This window comes from Nitratireductor sp. GISD-1A_MAKvit, from assembly GCF_040819555.1.
Lineage (GTDB): Bacteria > Pseudomonadota > Alphaproteobacteria > Rhizobiales > Rhizobiaceae > Nitratireductor.
In genome coordinates, this window is record NZ_CP161920.1 from 1,783,818 (window position 1) to 1,800,327 (window position 16,510).

General features: G+C 60.3%; 15 protein-coding genes, 1 other RNA gene and 2 pseudogenes. 11 read left to right on the forward strand and 7 right to left on the reverse strand.

Features of this window, described 5'->3' with window-relative positions; translation table 11 throughout:
• Positions 1 to 2: 2 nt before the first annotated feature.
• Entirely contained in the window at positions 3 to 3,458 is a 3,456-nt protein-coding gene (locus AB2N04_RS09820; protein ID WP_367718596.1) for an AsmA-like C-terminal region-containing protein, read from the forward strand.
• A gap of 21 nt (positions 3,459 to 3,479) precedes the next feature.
• On the opposite strand, the gene AB2N04_RS09825 is transcribed toward AB2N04_RS09820, so the two are convergent.
• The 4 genes from AB2N04_RS09825 to AB2N04_RS09840 all read right to left on the reverse strand — a co-directional run bounded on the left by AB2N04_RS09825 (position 3,480) and on the right by AB2N04_RS09840 (position 5,255).
• A complete protein-coding gene (locus tag AB2N04_RS09825) occupies positions 3,480 to 3,710 on the reverse strand; it encodes a ribbon-helix-helix domain-containing protein (RefSeq protein WP_367718597.1) in 231 nt (76 codons plus the stop codon).
• Positions 3,707 to 3,904, reverse strand: a complete 198-nt coding sequence (locus tag AB2N04_RS09830) for a DUF4169 family protein (protein ID WP_367718598.1) — start codon at positions 3,902 to 3,904, stop codon at positions 3,707 to 3,709. The genes AB2N04_RS09825 and AB2N04_RS09830 overlap by 4 nt, the downstream gene beginning before the upstream one ends.
• Before the next feature lie 2 nt (positions 3,905 to 3,906).
• On the reverse strand, positions 3,907 to 4,476 hold the full coding sequence (locus tag AB2N04_RS09835; RefSeq protein ID WP_367718599.1) for an SspB family protein: 570 nt from the start codon (positions 4,474 to 4,476) through the stop codon (positions 3,907 to 3,909).
• 86 nt (positions 4,477 to 4,562) lie between these two features.
• Entirely contained in the window at positions 4,563 to 5,255 is a 693-nt protein-coding gene (locus AB2N04_RS09840) for a TetR/AcrR family transcriptional regulator (protein ID WP_367718600.1), read from the reverse strand.
• 178 nt (positions 5,256 to 5,433) lie between these two features.
• Here AB2N04_RS09840 and AB2N04_RS09845 point away from each other — a divergent pair.
• Positions 5,434 to 6,637 (forward strand): annotated as a pseudogene (locus tag AB2N04_RS09845) (multidrug effflux MFS transporter).
• A 66-nt stretch (positions 6,638 to 6,703) separates the two neighbouring features.
• On the opposite strand, the gene ssrA reads toward AB2N04_RS09845, so the two are convergent.
• Positions 6,704 to 7,072: a transfer-messenger RNA gene (gene ssrA / locus AB2N04_RS09850) on the reverse strand.
• A 155-nt stretch (positions 7,073 to 7,227) separates the two neighbouring features.
• On the opposite strand from ssrA, the gene AB2N04_RS09855 reads away from it, so the two are divergent.
• The 7 genes and pseudogenes from AB2N04_RS09855 to AB2N04_RS09885 all read left to right on the forward strand — a co-directional run bounded on the left by AB2N04_RS09855 (position 7,228) and on the right by AB2N04_RS09885 (position 13,041).
• Positions 7,228 to 7,539, forward strand: a complete 312-nt coding sequence (locus tag AB2N04_RS09855) for a DUF2853 family protein (protein ID WP_367718601.1) — start codon at positions 7,228 to 7,230, stop codon at positions 7,537 to 7,539.
• 166 nt (positions 7,540 to 7,705) lie between these two features.
• A complete protein-coding gene (locus AB2N04_RS09860; RefSeq protein WP_367718602.1) occupies positions 7,706 to 8,500 on the forward strand; it encodes a thymidylate synthase in 795 nt (264 codons plus the stop codon).
• A gap of 14 nt (positions 8,501 to 8,514) precedes the next feature.
• Positions 8,515 to 9,009: a dihydrofolate reductase gene (locus AB2N04_RS09865; protein ID WP_367718603.1), complete on the forward strand. Its 495-nt coding sequence runs from the start codon at positions 8,515 to 8,517 to the stop codon at positions 9,007 to 9,009.
• A 144-nt stretch (positions 9,010 to 9,153) separates the two neighbouring features.
• Positions 9,154 to 10,258, forward strand: a pseudogene (hflK, locus tag AB2N04_RS09870) (FtsH protease activity modulator HflK).
• Positions 10,258 to 11,178 carry a protease modulator HflC gene (hflC, locus tag AB2N04_RS09875; RefSeq protein ID WP_367718604.1) on the forward strand — a complete coding sequence of 307 codons (921 nt, stop codon included), beginning with the start codon at positions 10,258 to 10,260 and terminating at the stop codon, positions 11,176 to 11,178. Before hflK ends, hflC begins: the two are co-directional and overlap by 1 nt.
• Positions 11,179 to 11,190: 12 nt before the next feature.
• Positions 11,191 to 11,376: a DUF2065 domain-containing protein gene (locus AB2N04_RS09880; protein ID WP_367718605.1), complete on the forward strand. Its 186-nt coding sequence runs from the start codon at positions 11,191 to 11,193 to the stop codon at positions 11,374 to 11,376.
• Between the two features lie 165 nt (positions 11,377 to 11,541).
• Positions 11,542 to 13,041, forward strand: a complete 1,500-nt coding sequence (locus AB2N04_RS09885) for a Do family serine endopeptidase (protein ID WP_367718606.1) — start codon at positions 11,542 to 11,544, stop codon at positions 13,039 to 13,041.
• Between the two features lie 55 nt (positions 13,042 to 13,096).
• On the opposite strand, the gene AB2N04_RS09890 is transcribed toward AB2N04_RS09885, so the two are convergent.
• Both AB2N04_RS09890 and serB read right to left on the reverse strand, forming a co-directional pair.
• Positions 13,097 to 13,660 carry a GNAT family N-acetyltransferase gene (locus AB2N04_RS09890; RefSeq protein ID WP_367718607.1) on the reverse strand — a complete coding sequence of 188 codons (564 nt, stop codon included), beginning with the start codon at positions 13,658 to 13,660 and terminating at the stop codon, positions 13,097 to 13,099.
• Positions 13,657 to 14,544 carry a phosphoserine phosphatase SerB gene (gene serB, locus AB2N04_RS09895; protein WP_367718608.1) on the reverse strand — a complete coding sequence of 296 codons (888 nt, stop codon included), beginning with the start codon at positions 14,542 to 14,544 and terminating at the stop codon, positions 13,657 to 13,659. Before serB ends, AB2N04_RS09890 begins: the two co-directional genes overlap by 4 nt.
• Before the next feature lie 30 nt (positions 14,545 to 14,574).
• Here serB and miaA point away from each other — a divergent pair, with 30 nt between their 5' ends.
• Together miaA and AB2N04_RS09905 are read left to right on the forward strand one after the other, a co-directional pair.
• Complete coding sequence (gene miaA, locus AB2N04_RS09900; RefSeq protein ID WP_367718609.1) at positions 14,575 to 15,513, forward strand: tRNA (adenosine(37)-N6)-dimethylallyltransferase MiaA; 939 nt, start codon at positions 14,575 to 14,577, stop codon at positions 15,511 to 15,513.
• A gap of 84 nt (positions 15,514 to 15,597) precedes the next feature.
• Positions 15,598 to 16,380 carry a GGDEF domain-containing protein gene (locus tag AB2N04_RS09905; RefSeq protein ID WP_367718610.1) on the forward strand — a complete coding sequence of 261 codons (783 nt, stop codon included), beginning with the start codon at positions 15,598 to 15,600 and terminating at the stop codon, positions 16,378 to 16,380.
• Positions 16,381 to 16,510: the final 130 nt, after the last annotated feature.

Genomic DNA, 16,510 nt, shown 5'->3' on the forward strand with positions numbered 1-16,510 from the left:
AGGTGACACTCGAGAGTGTCAGCGTGGTGGATGGGGAGGTGACGCTGGGCCATGCCGCCAGCGGGCGCGTACACACCATAACCGACATCGATGCCGAGCTTTCGGCCGCCAGCCTTGCAGGACCATGGCGCTTTGGCGGCACGCTGGCCTTCGACGAAATGCCGATGCGGGTCTCGGTTTCCACCGGTACGGCGGGCGATGACGGGCGCATGCGCCTGCGGGTGACGGCGGTGCCCGATGCGCTGCCGCTGAAACTTGCCGTCGATGGCCAGGCCCGGATGGCGGACGGAGCGGCCTATTTCGACGGAAATTTTGCACTCAACACCTATTCCGAAGAGGCGATGGCGAAACTGCGTGAGAACGCGGATCGTCCGCTTGCGTTGACTGGAGCTTCCGCCACCAATCGCATGAGTGGCTCTTTCATGCTGCGCCATGACCGGCTTGCGGTGGACGCCTTCCGGTTCGAGACAGGGCCGGCCGACGCGCCCTATCGGGCCGAGGGAAGGGCGAATCTCGCGCTGGGCAGCGAGCCGCGCTTTCTGATCGAGGCCGATGGTGCACAACTGCGCTTCGAGCCCGAGGACAGCGAGGCGGGCTCGATGGAGGGGCTGGATCTGGCCGGCCGCTTCGAAGCGTTTGCGTCTCTCATGCGCGCCCTTCCAGCGCCGTCCATACCCGGCGAGGTTTCGATCAGCCTGCCGGCCATCGTTGCCGGCGACACGACGATCCGCAACATCGATCTGCGCGCCGAACCGACCGATGGCGGCTGGTCCATAGGCTCGGTGGCGGCAACGCTGCCGGGAAGGACACGGTTTGAGGCGAAGGGGACGCTGCGCACGAGCGAAGCATTGTCGTTTGACGGGCACATGCTGCTTGCGATCGCGCAGCCATCGGGCTTTGCGGACTGGGTTTCGCGGGATGTGGATGATGCCGTCAGGCGGCTCTCCTCGGCAGGGTTCAGCGCTGACGTTTCGCTTTCGCGTGAGAGGCAGGCCTTTGAGGCGCTGGAGCTCGTTCTCGGCGGTGCGCGGTTTTACGGACGCATGGAACGGGCTTCTGCGACTGGCGCGCGACCAGCGCTCGACCTGGCGCTTGAGGGAGAGGCGCTAGACCTTGATGGCATGCGTGCCTTTGCCTCGCTGTTCGTGAATGATGCAGGGGTCAACAGGCTTTCGGGCCATGATGTGGACCTTGCTCTGAAGGCCGGCCCCGTTTCGGCATCCGGCCTGGAAGCCGAAACGGTGGACACCGCGCTGCGGCTTCGCGGTGGGGTTCTGGAAATCGACCGGCTGGCGCTGGGCGGATTTGCGGGGGCACAGCTTGGCGCCACCGGCCAGATCCGCGATTTTTCCACCACGCCAACCGGCAAGGTCGATGCGACGGTGGTTTCGACAGATCTTGCCGATCTGGTGCTCACGCTTGCCGGGCGTTTCCCCGAAAACGGGTTCCTTTCTGCAGCAGCCGATCGCGTGCGCTCCAATCCGGGGCTACTGGAAAATGCCGAACTCGACATTGTCGCCAGCGCCGCCGGCAGCGGGGATGAGAATGTCGGGCTGGCCGTGAGCGCGCAGGGCGAGGCGGGTGGAACAGGTTTCAGCCTTTCGCTTTCCGACCAGAGCCCACGCCAGTCGCCGCTTCAGGGCAATTTCAAACTTTCAATGGAATTGCACAACGATGACGCGGCAGTGCTTTATGGACTTGGCGGGCTGCCGTCGCTTCCGCTTGGTCTCGTTGGTGGAGCGACGCTCGAACTCTCCGCCGAAGGATCTCTGGCAGAGCGGATCGAGACCACGGTGAAGCTCGGAGGGGAGGGGCTTGATGCCTCTTTTGATGGGGCATTGCTGAATGTGCTGTCTGCTCCCTCTCTGGATGGTGCGGTGTCGGTGGTGAGCAACGACATCGAACCCTGGCTGGCGGTTGGTGGTGTGGTTCTGCCCGGGTTCGGGCTTGGATTGCCGGTCGAACTGGCCGCGGCGCTGGAATGGAGCGAGAAGGTCGTCGTGATGTCGGCGCTTGAGGGCTCGGTTGCCGGCAGCGACATTCGCGGCGATGTGAACATCGCGCTCGACCGTGGCAGGCCGCGGATCGACGGTGCTCTCAACATGACGCGCCTGGACCTTGCGCCCGCTGCCGAACTCGTGCTCGGGCCCGACGTTCTCTCGGGGGAGGAAAGCGGTGCCTGGCCGGAAGAACCTTTCAGCAGCAATGTCGATCTGCCGTTTTCGGCAGACCTCGACCTGCAGGCCGATTCGCTATGGGCGGGCTTCTTTGCAGCCGGGCAGGAGGCCAGCCTGAAGCTCAGGCTCAACGAAGAGGGGCTTTCGGTCTCCGATCTCAGGACGCGGGTCTTCGACGGGGCCCTGAACGGTTTTGCGACGCTCAGGAACAATGGTGGAACCGGCCTACTGACGGCGCAGATAGGCCTTGAGGCGGTGTCTGTAGAGACGCTTCTGCCCCAGGCGCGGCTTGCAGGCGATCTTTCGGCACGGGTGAGTGCCACGGCAAGCGGCAAGACGGTCAACGGCATGGCTTCGGCGCTGACCGGCTCCGGCTCTGCCCGTATCGGCGAACTTGTCATTTCCGGGCTCAATCCGGCGGCGCTGCCGAAAATCCTTGAACAGGCGGACGCGCTCGGCAATGAAATCGACACGGCAAGGACGGAGGCCTTCGCACCCTCGCTCCTCCGTGATGGCCGCTTTGTTGCGGGGGATACGGAATTTGCCTTCACCATTGCCGGCGGCGTGGCGCGCACACCTCCGATCCGCCTTGAAACCGACGAGGCAACGCTGACCACGACAGCGACCGCCGATTTTCAGAGGATGGAAATCGCGACGGATGGAACGCTGACATTCAAACCCGGTGTCGATGCGGTTGTCGGCGCGGAGCCGCGCGTCGAGGTGTCGGTGTCGGGGCCCATGGGCTTTGCGGGGTCTGAACTGTCTGTGGGGCCGCTTGCGCAGTATCTGACCCAGCGTGCACTTGAGCGCGAGCAGGTGCGGGTCGAGCGCATGCAGTCTGTTCTGCTCGAAAAGCAGCGGCTGCGCCGGGAAGCGCGGTATTTTGCAGCCCTTGTGGATGAGCGCGCGCGCGCGCTGGCGGAAAAGCAGAGACTTGAGCGCGAATTGCGCCAGAAGAAAGAGGAAGAAGAGGCTCGCAAACGCGCGAGGGAGGAAGCCGAAGCAAGGGCGAAGGCTGAGGCACGGCGGGCTGCGAAGGCCAGGGCCGAGGAAGAGGCGCGGCGGGCCGCTGAAAAACGGCGGCGCGAAAAGCGCAGCACACCATCTGCCGGAGCAGAGCGTGCGAACAGCCAAGCGCCGGTACGGCAGGAGGCACAGGAACCGGCTGAGGCACCCAACGGGGTCAATTCACCCGATGCGGTTTCAGAATTCTTTCGCTCAAAAAATCTGTCGCCGGAAAGACTTCGTGAGTTGCTGGGCAATGGTGACAGCGTGAACTGACGGGCTTGCCCGCGCGGAGCGTCAGCGCAAGTCGGTCAGGCGTGCTTTCAGATCGTGAAAAACGTGAAGGCGCAGTGCGGATGACAGATTGCTGTCGGCGCTACGCTTGGCATCCACTTCCGCTATCAGTGCGGCGAGGGAGATGTTTCTGCGCCTTGCGATGGTTCCCAGCTCTTCCAGAAAAGGCTCTTCGAGGGAAATGCTGGTGCGATGACCGCGAATGCTGACCGAACGTTTGGCGATCGTGTTCATTCAGGCAAAGTGTCGGATTCTGGGGAGAGACGGTGCGCTTCAAGCCGCATGAGTGCACGCGCACCGGCGCTTTTATGACGGGACCGTTCCTCAGTGGTAAGGCCGTAAAGAACACGGTTCTGTGCGGCTTTTTGCTCTTTTTCTTCCCGCTTGCGCTGCTTTCGGCGCTGTCGGAGATTGACGAGCTCGGCCATCGTTACTTTTTCCTGAACGCGTCCAGTGAGACGACCTCGGCCCCCTTGTTTTCCGTAGCAGGGGCTTCGTCTTCCGACGGAGTCTCGGCTTCCGCTTCGCTCTTTTCTTTTTTCGGCTTTCTGGTGGACTTCTTTCGGGGAGCCGGTTTGTCCGTGGCTTCTTCGTCTTCTGCCGGGTGGACTTCGGTGATCTCCGCACTCGGTGCAGCCTGTTCCGGCTTCACGTCGAATTCGAGTTCGAAATTCACGGAAGGGTCATAGAAGCCGCGCACGGCGGAAAACGGAACGTGGAGCATTTCGGGAACATCTGCAAAGGACAGCCCGACCTCGAAACCCGTTTCCGTGACCTTCAGGTCCCAGTATTGATACTGCAACACGATCGTCATCTGCTCGGGATAGCGTTCGCGCAGACGTGACGAGACACGCACACCCGGCGCGTGGGTCAGAAACGTGATGAAGAAATGATGCTCACCCGGCAGCCCCGTGCGTGCAACTTCGGCCAGCACTTTGCGCATTACGCCGCGCAATGCGTCCTGGGCGAGAATATCGTATCGGATGCGGTCTTCTGGCATTGGGCGAACCGGTTTGTGAATCTTCGACTTACCTCTAATCAAGGACCGTGCTCAGGTAAACCGGCAAATGGTGAGCTTTTGTCAGCTCATGGGCCGACAGCCACCCTTGCAGGCGTTGTGACACTTGCGGTCCGGTCTTTTTTACCATAGGCGCGCAGAAAGGTTCTGACCGCACAGGCTGCCGTTTCCCGCAAGCGCTCTTCGGAGATCTTTTCTCCGAACAGAACAGGCATCTGCAGATCCGCGTTGACCAGGGCAAGGAACTGGCGTCCTGCGATATCCGGGTCCGCGACATCAAGATACCCTGCATGGGCAAGACGGGCGAGGCGGGCCGCAAGTGCCGACCAGACCTTGCCTGGACCATCCGAACGCCAGGTCTCGAAAAGGTGCGGGTAACGCTCTCCCTCGTTCTGGATCAGCTTTCGCAAAAACTTTCCATCCAGATCGCACAGGCAATTTTTCGTGAGCCGGACCGCGAACTCGGTGAGGTCTTTTTCAAGATCATCCGGGCGATCGGGAAAGGTTGCAAGAACCTCGAAACTGCGCGCATTGCAGCGGTGGGTTATTTCGGCAACCACCGCGGCAAAGAGTCGATCCTTGTCGCCATGATGATTGTAGACGGTCTGCCGCGACACGCCGGCTTCCGCCGCGATCATGTCGATATTGGCGCCCGTATAACCTTCCCGGCAGAACACGCGCGCGCCAGCCTCCAGTATCGAGCGGCGCTTGGCTGCGTTGCCGCGTGTCGGGAATGTGTCAGGAGCATTCAAGATATTCATGAAAAATATATAAGCCTGATTGACTTTTTAGACAACAATGTCCAAAAAAATTGGCACCGAGAGCGGGAGGGGCGACCCTTTCGCCGATAGTTTTCACATTGCCTGTCGATTCTGGTTCCGGTTCTTCGTCTTTCTTCCGGGCGCCTTACCACGACTGTCAATTTTAGAGATTTGCATCATGAACACGAGATTCTTGCGCATCGCACTGGTGCTGGGTTTGCTGACGGCAGTCGGGCCATTCGCCATTGACATGTATCTACCCGCCCTGCCGACAATCGGGGGCCGATCTGAATGCGAGCACGGTCTCGGTACAGATGTCGCTGCTGGTATTTTTTCTGTCCATGGGGCTCGCGCAGATCATCGTGGGCCCGATTTCCGATATGGTCGGGCGGAAGACACCACTCTATGCCGGACTGTGCCTTTTCATCGTGGGCAGCATCGGGGCGGCTCTGGCAGCCAACATCGAGATGCTGATCGCTTTCCGGTTTTTGCAGGGGCTGGGCGCATCGGCGGGAATGGTTGTTCCGCGTGCGGTTGTGCGCGACATGCACACAGGCACCGAGGCAGCACGTCTGATGTCGCTGCTCATGCTGGTTTTCTCGATCTCTCCCATTCTGGCTCCGTTGACGGGCAGTGCGGTGATCGCGACGCTGGGCTGGAGAGCCGTGTTCTGGACAGTGACGGGAGCGGCGGTGCTTGCAATCGCGCTTCTCGCGACGGCGCTGAAAGAAACGCGACCCGCCAGTGCGCGGGAGGGCAGTTCGTTGCGCAGTGCGCTTGCGGGATACCGGTTTCTACTTGGTGACAGAAAGTTTCTTGGCCTGACCTTTATTGGCGGGTTCGGCATTTCGAGCTTTTTCGTTTATCTGTCGAGCTCATCCTTTGTGCTGATCGATCATTACGGTTTGTCGCCGACGCTTTACAGCGTGTTCTTTTCGATCAATGCGGTGGCATTTTTCACCATGTCCCAGCTCACCGGATATCTGACGGAACGCTATGGGCTGCGCCGTGTCGTGCGCGTCGCGGTCACCTGCTATGCGGCAACGATTGTTGCGATGTTCGCCGTCATGGCCTCGGGAATGCAGTCATTGTGGGTGCTGGCGTCGTTTCTTTTCGTGGGCTACGGCTTTCTCGGGCTGGTGATCCCGACCACATCCGTTCTCGCGATGGACGATCATGGCACGATTGCAGGTACTGCCTCGGCTCTTCTGGGCACGCTGCATTTTGCAACCGGTGCGCTTGCCATGGCGGTTTCCGGTCTTTTCTTCGATGGAACGCCTCTTCCCATGGTGGCGAGCATCGCCATTTGCGCGCTGATCGCGCTGGTGCTCACCCATCTGACGCTGGGGCGAAGCGGGGAAGCGGTTCAGCCTGCCCAATAGGCGGGCAAATCCGGCGGCGGGTGCCGTTTGGCCCTGCCTGCTGCGCTTCCAGTGTGTGAAAGGGAAAGTGGAGGCTTCTGTTGCCAGGTGCCTCCGGACCCCGCCTAAAGGTGCGAACCCTTAGGAGTTGAAGTGAAGCTGTCGCACTGCATTAAGCAGCGAGACGTGCCTCCGCATAGTTGTCGTTTGCAACTACTGAGTTGACCCGATAACGGTGGTATCATGCCGAGCGAAAGTCCGATCTTTACACCCTCGTCGATCCTGTTTCGCCCCCATCACAACGTGCCCGCTGGCTGATCGCCTTTCGGCAGTTTGTGGTGGAGGCGCCGGGCACTGCCCCCGGGTCCGAATGGCTTATTTCATCGGCAGTTTATCGCCATAGTCGGTCAAGCCGACGCAGCGAATATAGTGAGCCCGGCAGTGCATGGAAAGGGGCGTTTGTACGAAATTGCACCGGTTTCGGCATTGACTTGCCGCGAAGCTTTGCGGAATGTCGTTACTGGTGTGGGAAAGATTTTGACAAACGTTGGGGTTGCGCGGTCAGCCGGACATTGTCGAAGCGGCCCACGATCTGAAATGAGGGAAATATCATGGCCGATTATCTTGCGGATGTCCGCAAATACGATGCAACCGCCAGCGAGGATGTGGTCAACAAGATCGTGAAGCATCTTGGCATCGCGTTGCGCAACCGGGACTCCTCGCTGGTCTCGTGCAGTGATTCAAGCGAACTCGACCGCGTGCGTGAAAGCTGGTGCATGAAGAAGCTTGGCGAGACGGATGGCGCGAAATGCGACACCATCATCGAAAAGGTCTGTGAGACCATGTCGGGTGACAATTCCAAGAGCCGCGTGACTTTCTACTATCTCGTTGCCAAGCATCTTAGCAAACTCTCCAGTCTCTGAGCTGTAAACGACCTCCAGTCGTGACGCCCTCTTCGCATGAAGGGGGCGTTTTTCGTTTTGCAGGAAAATGTCGTGTGGAGCCTGCAGGGAATGCACAGGCGTGCACTTTCCGTGGTCGGGGACTGCTTTATGATGCGGTGAAAACGCAAGTGCGAATCGGACCATCATGCAGCAGTATCTCGATCTTCTCTCCCACGTTCTGGAAAATGGCGTTGATCGCGATGATCGAACCGGGACGGGAACGCGCGGCGTTTTCGGCTATCAGATGCGGTTTGATCTTGCCGCGGGCTTTCCTGTTCTCACCACCAAGAAGCTGCATCTCCGCTCAATCATCCATGAGCTTTTGTGGTTCCTGAAGGGGGACACGAACATCGCCTATCTCAAGGAAAACGGTGTTTCCATATGGGATGAATGGGCTGATGAGAATGGCGATCTGGGGCCGGTCTACGGGGCGCAGTGGCGCTCATGGCCGGCACCGGATGGGACGCAGATCGATCAGATTGCGAATCTTTTGAAGGGGCTGCGTGAAAATCCTCATTCGCGGCGGCATGTGGTTTCCGCCTGGAACCCGGCCGAGGTCGATTCGATGGCGCTGCCGCCCTGTCACTGTCTGTTTCAGTTCCACGTTGCCGAGGGGCGGCTCTCATGCCAGCTCTATCAGCGCTCTGCCGACATTTTTCTGGGCGTTCCCTTCAACATCGCTTCCTACGCGCTCATGACGATGATGGTGGCCCAGGTCGTGGGGCTGAAAGCGGGCGATTTCGTGCACACGCTCGGCGATGCGCATCTTTATTCAAATCATTTTGATCAGGCGCGCGAACAGTTGTCCCGCACTCCCAAACCGTTGCCGACAATGTGGATCAACCCCGATGTGACCGATCTGTTCGCCTTCCGGTTCGAGGATTTTCGTCTGGACGGCTATGTGGCGGATCCTTCCATCCGCGCACCGATCGCGGTTTGATGGGGGAGGGGGCAATGGCTGTCGAACTGGTTGTGGCGATGGACGAAAACCGTGTCATTGGACGCGAGGGTGATCTGCCCTGGCGCCTCTCCACGGACTTGAAGCGTTTCAAGGCAATCACGCTTGGCAAGCCTGTGATCATGGGGCGCAAGACATGGGAAAGCATTGGTCGTCCCTTGCCGGGGCGGCGCAACATCGTGGTGACGCGGCAGGCGGGGTACCGCGCGCAGGAGGCTGAATGCGCTTCCTCGCTTGAGGAGGCGCTTGCGCTTGTGGACGACGCCGGAGAAAAAAACGATATCGCCATCATCGGCGGTGGGCAGATCTATCGCGCGGCGATGGAGATGGCCGACCGGCTGCATGTGACGCATGTGCATGCGAAGACCGAAGGCGATACCGTGTTTCCCGAAATTCGTCCCGAAATCTGGGCCGAACAGGCGCGCGAAGAGGTGCCCGCGGGCGAAAAGGACGTTTACGCCACCACCTATGTGGTCTACGAACGACGCTGAGCAGGCGGGGCAAGGCCCGTTTGGCATGAAAGAGCGCTGAACGCGGCGGGCTGCCGCGTTGAAAGCGGATTTGCCGCTCCCTATAACAGACCGGATGGGAGAACCGGCCCTTCGTCGGTACCCGGATCGAGAAAAGGAACAAGAATGCCCTGGAACAATCAAAGTGGCGGAGGCGGCCCCTTGGGGCGGCGGCAATAACGGAGGCCCCTGGGATCAGGGGCCGCGTGGGCCGAGTGGACCGCAGGGTTCTCCACCCGATCTGGAAGAGATCATAAAGCGTGGCCAGGACCGGTTGAAGAGCGCGCTGCCCGGCGGCGGCGGGGTCAGCCCGGCGATGATCGGCCTCGTGCTGATCGCGCTTGTCGGCCTGTGGCTCTTCAAGTCCGTCTATACGGTTCAGCCGGACGAAGTGGCTGTTGAGCTGCGGTTCGGCAAGCCCAAGCCCGAGCTCTCCGAGCCTGGCCTGCACTTCCACTGGTGGCCGGTCGAGACGGTTGAAAAGGCGTCCATCGCCGAGCGTCTCGTCGATATCGGTGCGGTGCGCGGTGGAACATCCAGCGGGCTGATGCTTTCGGGGGATCAGAACATCGTCGACGTGAAGTTCTCGGTTGCCTATCAGGTTGCCGATCCTTCTGCCTATCTCTTCAACGTGGCAAGCCCGGACGAGACGCTGCGGCAGGTGGCGGAAAGCGCCATGCGCGAGGTCGTGGGCCGGCGCCCCGCACAGGACATTTTCCGTGACGACCGTCAGGGGATTGCCGACGATGTGCGGCAGACGATCCAGACCGCGCTGGACGAATATGGTACCGGTTTGACGGTGAATGCGCTTTCGATCGAGGACGCAGCACCGCCACGCGAGGTGGCCGATGCGTTTGACGAGGTTCAGCGCGCCGAACAGGACGAGGACCGTTTCGTCGAGGAAGCCAACCAGTACTCCAACCAGCAGCTCGGCCAGGCACGCGGTGAAGCAGCCCAGATCCGCGAAGAAGCGGCCGCCTACAAGAACCGTGTGGTTCAGGAGGCCGAGGGTGAGGCGCAGCGCTTCATCTCCGTCTATGACGAGTATGCCAAGGCTCCGGACGTTACGCGCAAGCGCCTCTTCCTGGAAACCATGGAAAACGTGCTGCGGGGCTCCAACAAGGTGATTGTGGAGCAGGGCAACGGGCAGGGTGTCGTGCCCTATCTGCCACTGCCCGAGCTTCGCCAGCAATCGCAGCAGCCGCGTGGAACCGCGGGAGGTAGTAACTGATGTCCAACCGTTTCCCAGTTTTCGTGATCATCGGTGCGGTTCTTCTGTTCCTGTTGTACTCGGCGATTTTCGTGGTGAATGAACGCCAGCAGGCGATTGTTCTTCGCTTTGGTGAGATCGTCGAAGTGAAGAGGGAGCCCGGACTTTACTTCAAGCTGCCGTTTGCCTTCCTGGAAGCGGACAATGTGCAGATCATCGAAGATCGTATCCTTCGTTTCGATCTGGATGATATCCGCGTGCAGGTTTCGGGCGGCAAGTTCTACGAGGTCGATGCCTTCATCGCCTACTCGATCAGCGATCCGCGTCGCTTCCGACAGACCGTTTCGGGCAGCATTGCGCTGGCAGAACAGCGCCTGCGCACCCGCCTCGATTCCGCTTTGCGCGGGGTCTATGGCCGGCGCGGCTTTGAGGCGGCGCTTTCGGAAGAACGTGCATCGATGATGCGTGAGGTTGCCGAAGAACTGCGGCCTGCGGCTGCTTCTCTGGGCCTTGAGATCGAGGATGTCCGTATTCGCAGGACCGATCTTACGGCGGAAGTTTCGCAACAGACCTATGACCGCATGAAGGCGGAGCGTCTGGCCGAGGCCGAGCGTTTGCGCGCACGCGGTCGTGAAGCGGCCGCCCGTATCCGGGCACGTGCCGACCGCGAGGTGGTGGAAATTCTGGCGGCAGCGCAGCGTGAATCGGAGATCCTGCGTGGTGAGGGCGAAGCAGAGCGCAACGCGATCTTTGCGGGAGCGTTTTCCCGCGATGAGGATTTCTTCGAGTTCTATCGCTCGATGAATGCCTATCAGCAGGCGCTGGAGCCGAGCGGCACGACCATGCTTCTCTCGCCGGATTCGGAGTTCTTCCGTTTCTTCAAGGATTCCAGTGGCGCGGGGCCCAGCTCCTCGCCACAGGGTGCGGCTGCCGGTCAGTGATCGGCGGTCTGCATGAATGACTTCATCGCCGCTCTGGGCCTTGTTCTCGTGATCGAGGGCCTGGTCTATGGCGGGATGCCGGGGCTGGCGAAACGGCTTGCCCTGCAAATGCTGGAGATCCCCGAGAGCGCGCTGCGCTTTGCCGGGATCACGGCCATGATCGCGGGCGTTTTCGTGGTCTGGCTTGCCAGAGGATGACGCGTATAGCGGCCCGCATGGAATTCACATGCGGGCCGTAAACGTGCCGCATTCGCGCCGGATCATGCATCCGTGAAGTGCCTGTTAATGGAATTTGACGACCATCCGGCTTACTGTTCCGCCCACGGGTCTTCCCAATGGAAGCCATCTGGAGAAACGCTGTTTATGATTCCGACCAAGATTTTACGCGCGGTGCGCGTGGCACCGGTGGCCGCCCTGATGGGTTTTTCCGGTCTCGCCGTCATGCCGGCGGTAACCGCCCAGCATGCACAGGCGCAGGGGCCGGCATCGGTTGCCGATCTGGCCGAGCGACTTGCCGGAGCGGTGGTGAACATTTCCACCTCCCGTTCGGCCGATGGTCCCTCGTCGGGGCGCGTGCCTCTCCCCAAACTTCCCGAGGGTTCTCCCCTGCAGGAGTTTTTCGACGACTTTTTCGATGATGAGCCGGAAGCGGAACGTGGTCCGCGCCAGGCGCAGTCGCTCGGATCGGGTTTCGTGATCGATGCGGATGAAGGCATCGTCGTGACCAACAACCACGTGATTTCGGGTGCTGACGAGATCGTTGTCAACTTCACCGACGGCGGAAAGCTCGATGCGGAACTGCTCGGGGTCGACACCAAGACGGACCTGGCCGTGCTCAAGGTGGATGCGAGCCAGCGGGACCTGCAGGAAGTGCCGTTTGGCGATTCCGACAGGATGCGCATCGGTGACTGGGTGATGGCCATCGGCAACCCGTTCGGGCTCGGCGGCACAGTGACTGTGGGCATTGTTTCGGCCCGCAACCGCGAGATCGGTTCAGGGCCCTATGACGATTTCATTCAGACCGATGCAGCGATCAACCGGGGCAATTCCGGGGGGCCTCTTTTCAACATGGATGGAGAGGTGATCGGCATCAACACCGCCATCATCTCACCGACGGGGGGCTCGATCGGCATCGGTTTTTCCATCCCCTCGGCGCTTGCCATCAAGGTGGTTGATCAGCTGCGCGAGTTTGGCGAAACCCGCCGCGGCTGGCTCGGTGTGCGCATTCAGGAAGTTACCGACGAAATTGCCGAAAGCCTTGGCATGGACAAGGCCATGGGCGCCATGGTGAGCGGCATCATTGAGGGCGGGCCGGTCGATGACGGCTCGATCCAGCCGGGCGATGTGATCGTGGAGTTTGACGGCAAGACGGTCACCAATGTTCGCGAGCTGCCGCGCATTGTCGCCGAGAGCGCCGTGGGCAAGGAAGTGGACGTCACGGTTGTTCGTCAGGGCGAGGAGCAGACCGTGCGCGTGACACTCGGTCGGCTCGAAGACAGTGAAAAGCTTGCTTCGGCAGAGATCCGGGACAGTGAAGCCAGCGACGATGGCGAAACGGTTTCTTCCGCAGTCGTTCTGGGAATGCACATGGCCGCGCTCGACGATGCGTTGCGCGAGAAATTCGAGATTTCGGCAGACGTGAACGGCGTCGTCATCACCAAGGTCGACGAGGGATCTGCTGCCAGCGGGAAGGGTGTCAACGCCGGCGACGTTATCGTGGAGATTGCCCAGGCAACCGTTTCAACGCCCAAGGAGGCGCTGGACCGACTTGAAGAGCTGAAAGGGCAGGGGCGTCGCAACGCCCTTCTGATGCTCGCGGCAAAGAACGGTGAGTTACGCTTCGTGACGCTTCGGATGGACTGACGTTCATCCCGCCGGAAGGAACAGGCAAGCCCGCAGCTCCCGGCTGCGGGCTTTTCTATTGGTGCCGTGACTGCCAGTCGGCTCTGGAGAGCCGGTAAAGCACATGGTGTTTCAGCCCGGCTTGGCTGTCTGGAACCGACGGATGATCGAAATCCCCATCCCGGTCCCGCGTCATGCCGATGCGGCGCATGACGGCGATCGATCGGTCATTTTCCGCCACCGCGAAAGAGACGATTTCCTCAAGGTTCAGGGTTTCGAAGCCAAACTCGAGCCAGGCGTCTGCTGCCTCCGTGACGTAGCCCTTGCCCCAAAACTCCGGTGCGAGCCTCCAGCCGATCTCAATCGCGCCATCGGGCAGGTTGGCAAGCCCCGTGACCCGGTGCAAGCCGACGAAGCCGATGAGCTCGCCCGTCTCCTTCACTTCCGCGGCGGCGAAGCCGAAGCCGTTTCGTGTGATGCCATCGCGGATGAAATCCATCAATTTGTCCGCTTCCTCGCGGTTGCGGCGAAAGGGGAAGAACTCCATGACCGTGTCATCGGAATTGATGCGATGGAATAGCGAACGGTCTTCGTCGCGCCAGTTGCGAAGCAGAAGACGCGCGGTTTCGATGATCGTCATGATACGAACTCCGTCTCCCGATACCCCTGAAGAAAGAGAAGAGCGGTCAGGTCACCATGGTCGATGCGGACACGCGCCTGCTCGGCGACGGCCGGTTTGGCATGCAGCGCGACACCAAGCCCCGCAAGCTCCAGCATATCGAGATCATTTGCCCCGTCGCCGACGGCAAGAACATCCTGATGCGTGATCCCATGCTCCTGAGCAAAACGATCGAGTGCGACGGCTTTGGCAGCACGGCCGAGAATGGGTTTCTCCACCTGTCCGGTGAGTTTTCCATCCGTCTCCAGCAGGCGATTGGCCTGTTGGGTCTGGAAGCCCAGCATCTGTGCGACGGGGACGGTGAACTGGACGAAGCCGCCTGAAACAAGGGCTGTAAAGGCGCCGGCTGCATTCATGGTTGCCACCAGGCTGCGCCCGCCCGAGGCGAGGGTTATGCGTTTCTCGATTACACTGCCAATGATGTCGAGCGGCAGTCCCTCCAGCAGGGCGACCCGCTCTTCCAGCGCAGGCTCAAAGGCGATTTCGCCATTCATTGCGCGCTGGGTGATGGCGGCGACGGCGTCTTTCAATCCGAGTTCGGCGGCCAGCTCATCGATGCATTCCTGGTCAATCATCGTGGAATCCATGTCCGCGATCAGCATCTTCTTGCGTCGATTGCCTGCTTCCTGCACGGCAAGATCGATTGGAAGTCCGGCAAGTGCACCCCGAAGAGCATCCTCTGCTTCGCGCGGATCGATCTCTCCTGGCAGGGCAATGTCGCAGGCCACGTCTTTACCGAGCCAGTCGATCTGGCTTGCATCCACGGCGTTCATGGCCATAGTCGCAACCGCTGGCGTGAGGGCGCGCTTTGCTGGATGCGAGACGAGGGTAGCGACAAGGGACATGGGCGTTTTCCGAGATGATGAGCGGCGGGCATGTTGAATGATGCGATTTTGATAGCGGGGCCGACGGCAAGCGGCAAGTCTGCACTGGCGGTAGACATTGCCCGGAAAACCGGCGGGGTTGTCATCAATGCGGACTCGATGCAGGTCTATGATGTTCTCTCGGTTCTCTCGGCCCGGCCCGGCCCGGACGATCTGAACAGGGTGCCGCATGCGCTCTACGGACATGTGCCGCCCTCCGTCGCCTATTCGACAGGCGCTTGGCTTGCCGATGTCGCGCAGCTTTGCACCAGTGGCTTCCTGCAGGAACGGCGCCCCATATTCGTGGGCGGGACGGGGCTTTATTTTCGCGCTCTTCTGGAAGGTATTGCAAAAACACCGGCGGTTCCTCCCAAGCTGCGCAGGCGCTGGCGCGAGCGGCTTGTCGCCGAAGGGCCCGAGGCATTGCATCGAATTCTCCAGGAGCGGGACCCGGAGGCGGCTGCCTCTATCGGCCAGACCGACGGACAGCGCATCACGCGTGCACTGGAGGTGCACGAGGCCAGTGGCCGACCACTGAGCGAATGGCAAAAGGAAAACACACCTCCACTCGTATCCAGCGCAACGAGTGTCAAAGTGGTTCTGGAGCCCGACCGGTCATTCGTTGTCGAGCGTATCGAACGACGTTTTGACCGGATGATCGCGCAGGGCGGGCTTGAAGAGGTTCGTGCGCTCCTCTCCCTGAAACTTGCGCCTGAGTTGCCGGCGATGAAAGCCATTGGCGTTCGCGAGCTGGCATCGTACCTGCAAGGTGAAATCCCGCTCGCGCAAGCGGTCGAGCAAGCCAAAACGGCCACGCGCCGCTACTCCAAGCGGCAAACCACCTGGTTTCGGCATCAACTGGACGACGGGTGGAAGCGGCTTGCCGTTACGCCTTCAGATGCGACGCAAGTTAGGCTTGTCGATCTTGTTGTAGATGCAACCAAAAATTGAAAATCCGGTATTTATCCTGTGCGAATTAACCTTGCGTAAGTGAGAGTGTGCGACAAGGTCGCGAGTGAATTTTTCGGGGCGAGCATGCGTTTCCACAAAGCGGAATCGGCTTTTTTTGTTTTCATTTCGCTTGTGCTGGGTGCCGGTGCTTTGCTCGGCTATGCCTATTGGCAGCTGCGTACCGGACTCACGGTTTTTCCAGCACCGCATGACCTCGCAAGCTTCATACAGATCCTCTTCATTACCGGTGTTCTTCTTGGGTCTGCGACGATTTTCGGGGTCTTTTTCATCTACCCCCTGATCCGCACCCAGGTTCGTGAAGAAGGCAAGTTGCGGGCCATGACCGAAACGCTGAGCGCGCGCTCGGAATCGCTGCAACACGCTGCTCTCACGGACAGTCTCACGGGAATGCAGAACCGCCGTTTTTTTGACGACGCGTTGCGCGAATATCTTCAGGAATTTCGACGCATCGACAAGCCGGTTGGCCTGATGGTGCTTGATCTCGACCATTTCAAACAGGTCAACGACACACATGGTCATGACGTGGGTGACGAGGTCTTGCGGGCCGTGGCGCGCTGTCTGAAAGACCTCACGCGCTATCACGATGTGGTGGCGCGGATGGGTGGCGAGGAGTTTGCCATCGTCGCGCCCAACATGAACAATGAATCGCTTGCCAAACTGGCGGAACGCATTCGCCGCTCCGTAAGCGGCCTCGTCATAGAGGCAGGCAACGTGAACATCAGGGTCACAATCAGTGTGGGCCTGTCCATATGGGATGGTCGCGAATCCGCCGAGGAATTCTATCGCCGGGCAGACAAGATGCTCTACGAGGCCAAGCGACTGGGACGAAACCGCGTCTGCGCCTGATCCGTCCACGACCATTCATGCCGACTGCGAACCATTTGCGCTGACACCGATGCGGCTGCATGGGCATCGGCGCCTTCAGTATTGATTGGCGATTTCATTCATCAATGGGAGTGCGGGTTGTACCCGGGCC

Coding starts and splice junctions, on each gene's coding strand:
- AB2N04_RS09825 (WP_367718597.1), bottom strand. CDS start 3,710: ATGAACACGATCGCCAAACGTTCGGTCAGCATTCGCGGTCATCGCACC.
- AB2N04_RS09830 (WP_367718598.1), bottom strand. CDS start 3,904: ATGGCCGAGCTCGTCAATCTCCGACAGCGCCGAAAGCAGCGCAAGCGG.
- AB2N04_RS09835 (WP_367718599.1), bottom strand. CDS start 4,476: ATGCCAGAAGACCGCATCCGATACGATATTCTCGCCCAGGACGCATTG.
- AB2N04_RS09840 (WP_367718600.1), bottom strand. CDS start 5,255: ATGAATATCTTGAATGCTCCTGACACATTCCCGACACGCGGCAACGCA.
- AB2N04_RS09855 (WP_367718601.1), top strand. CDS start 7,228: ATGGCCGATTATCTTGCGGATGTCCGCAAATACGATGCAACCGCCAGC.
- AB2N04_RS09860 (WP_367718602.1), top strand. CDS start 7,706: ATGCAGCAGTATCTCGATCTTCTCTCCCACGTTCTGGAAAATGGCGTT.
- AB2N04_RS09865 (WP_367718603.1), top strand. CDS start 8,515: ATGGCTGTCGAACTGGTTGTGGCGATGGACGAAAACCGTGTCATTGGA.
- hflC (WP_367718604.1), top strand. CDS start 10,258: ATGTCCAACCGTTTCCCAGTTTTCGTGATCATCGGTGCGGTTCTTCTG.
- AB2N04_RS09880 (WP_367718605.1), top strand. CDS start 11,191: ATGAATGACTTCATCGCCGCTCTGGGCCTTGTTCTCGTGATCGAGGGC.
- AB2N04_RS09885 (WP_367718606.1), top strand. CDS start 11,542: ATGATTCCGACCAAGATTTTACGCGCGGTGCGCGTGGCACCGGTGGCC.
- AB2N04_RS09890 (WP_367718607.1), bottom strand. CDS start 13,660: ATGACGATCATCGAAACCGCGCGTCTTCTGCTTCGCAACTGGCGCGAC.
- serB (WP_367718608.1), bottom strand. CDS start 14,544: ATGTCCCTTGTCGCTACCCTCGTCTCGCATCCAGCAAAGCGCGCCCTC.
- miaA (WP_367718609.1), top strand. CDS start 14,575: ATGTTGAATGATGCGATTTTGATAGCGGGGCCGACGGCAAGCGGCAAG.
- AB2N04_RS09905 (WP_367718610.1), top strand. CDS start 15,598: ATGCGTTTCCACAAAGCGGAATCGGCTTTTTTTGTTTTCATTTCGCTT.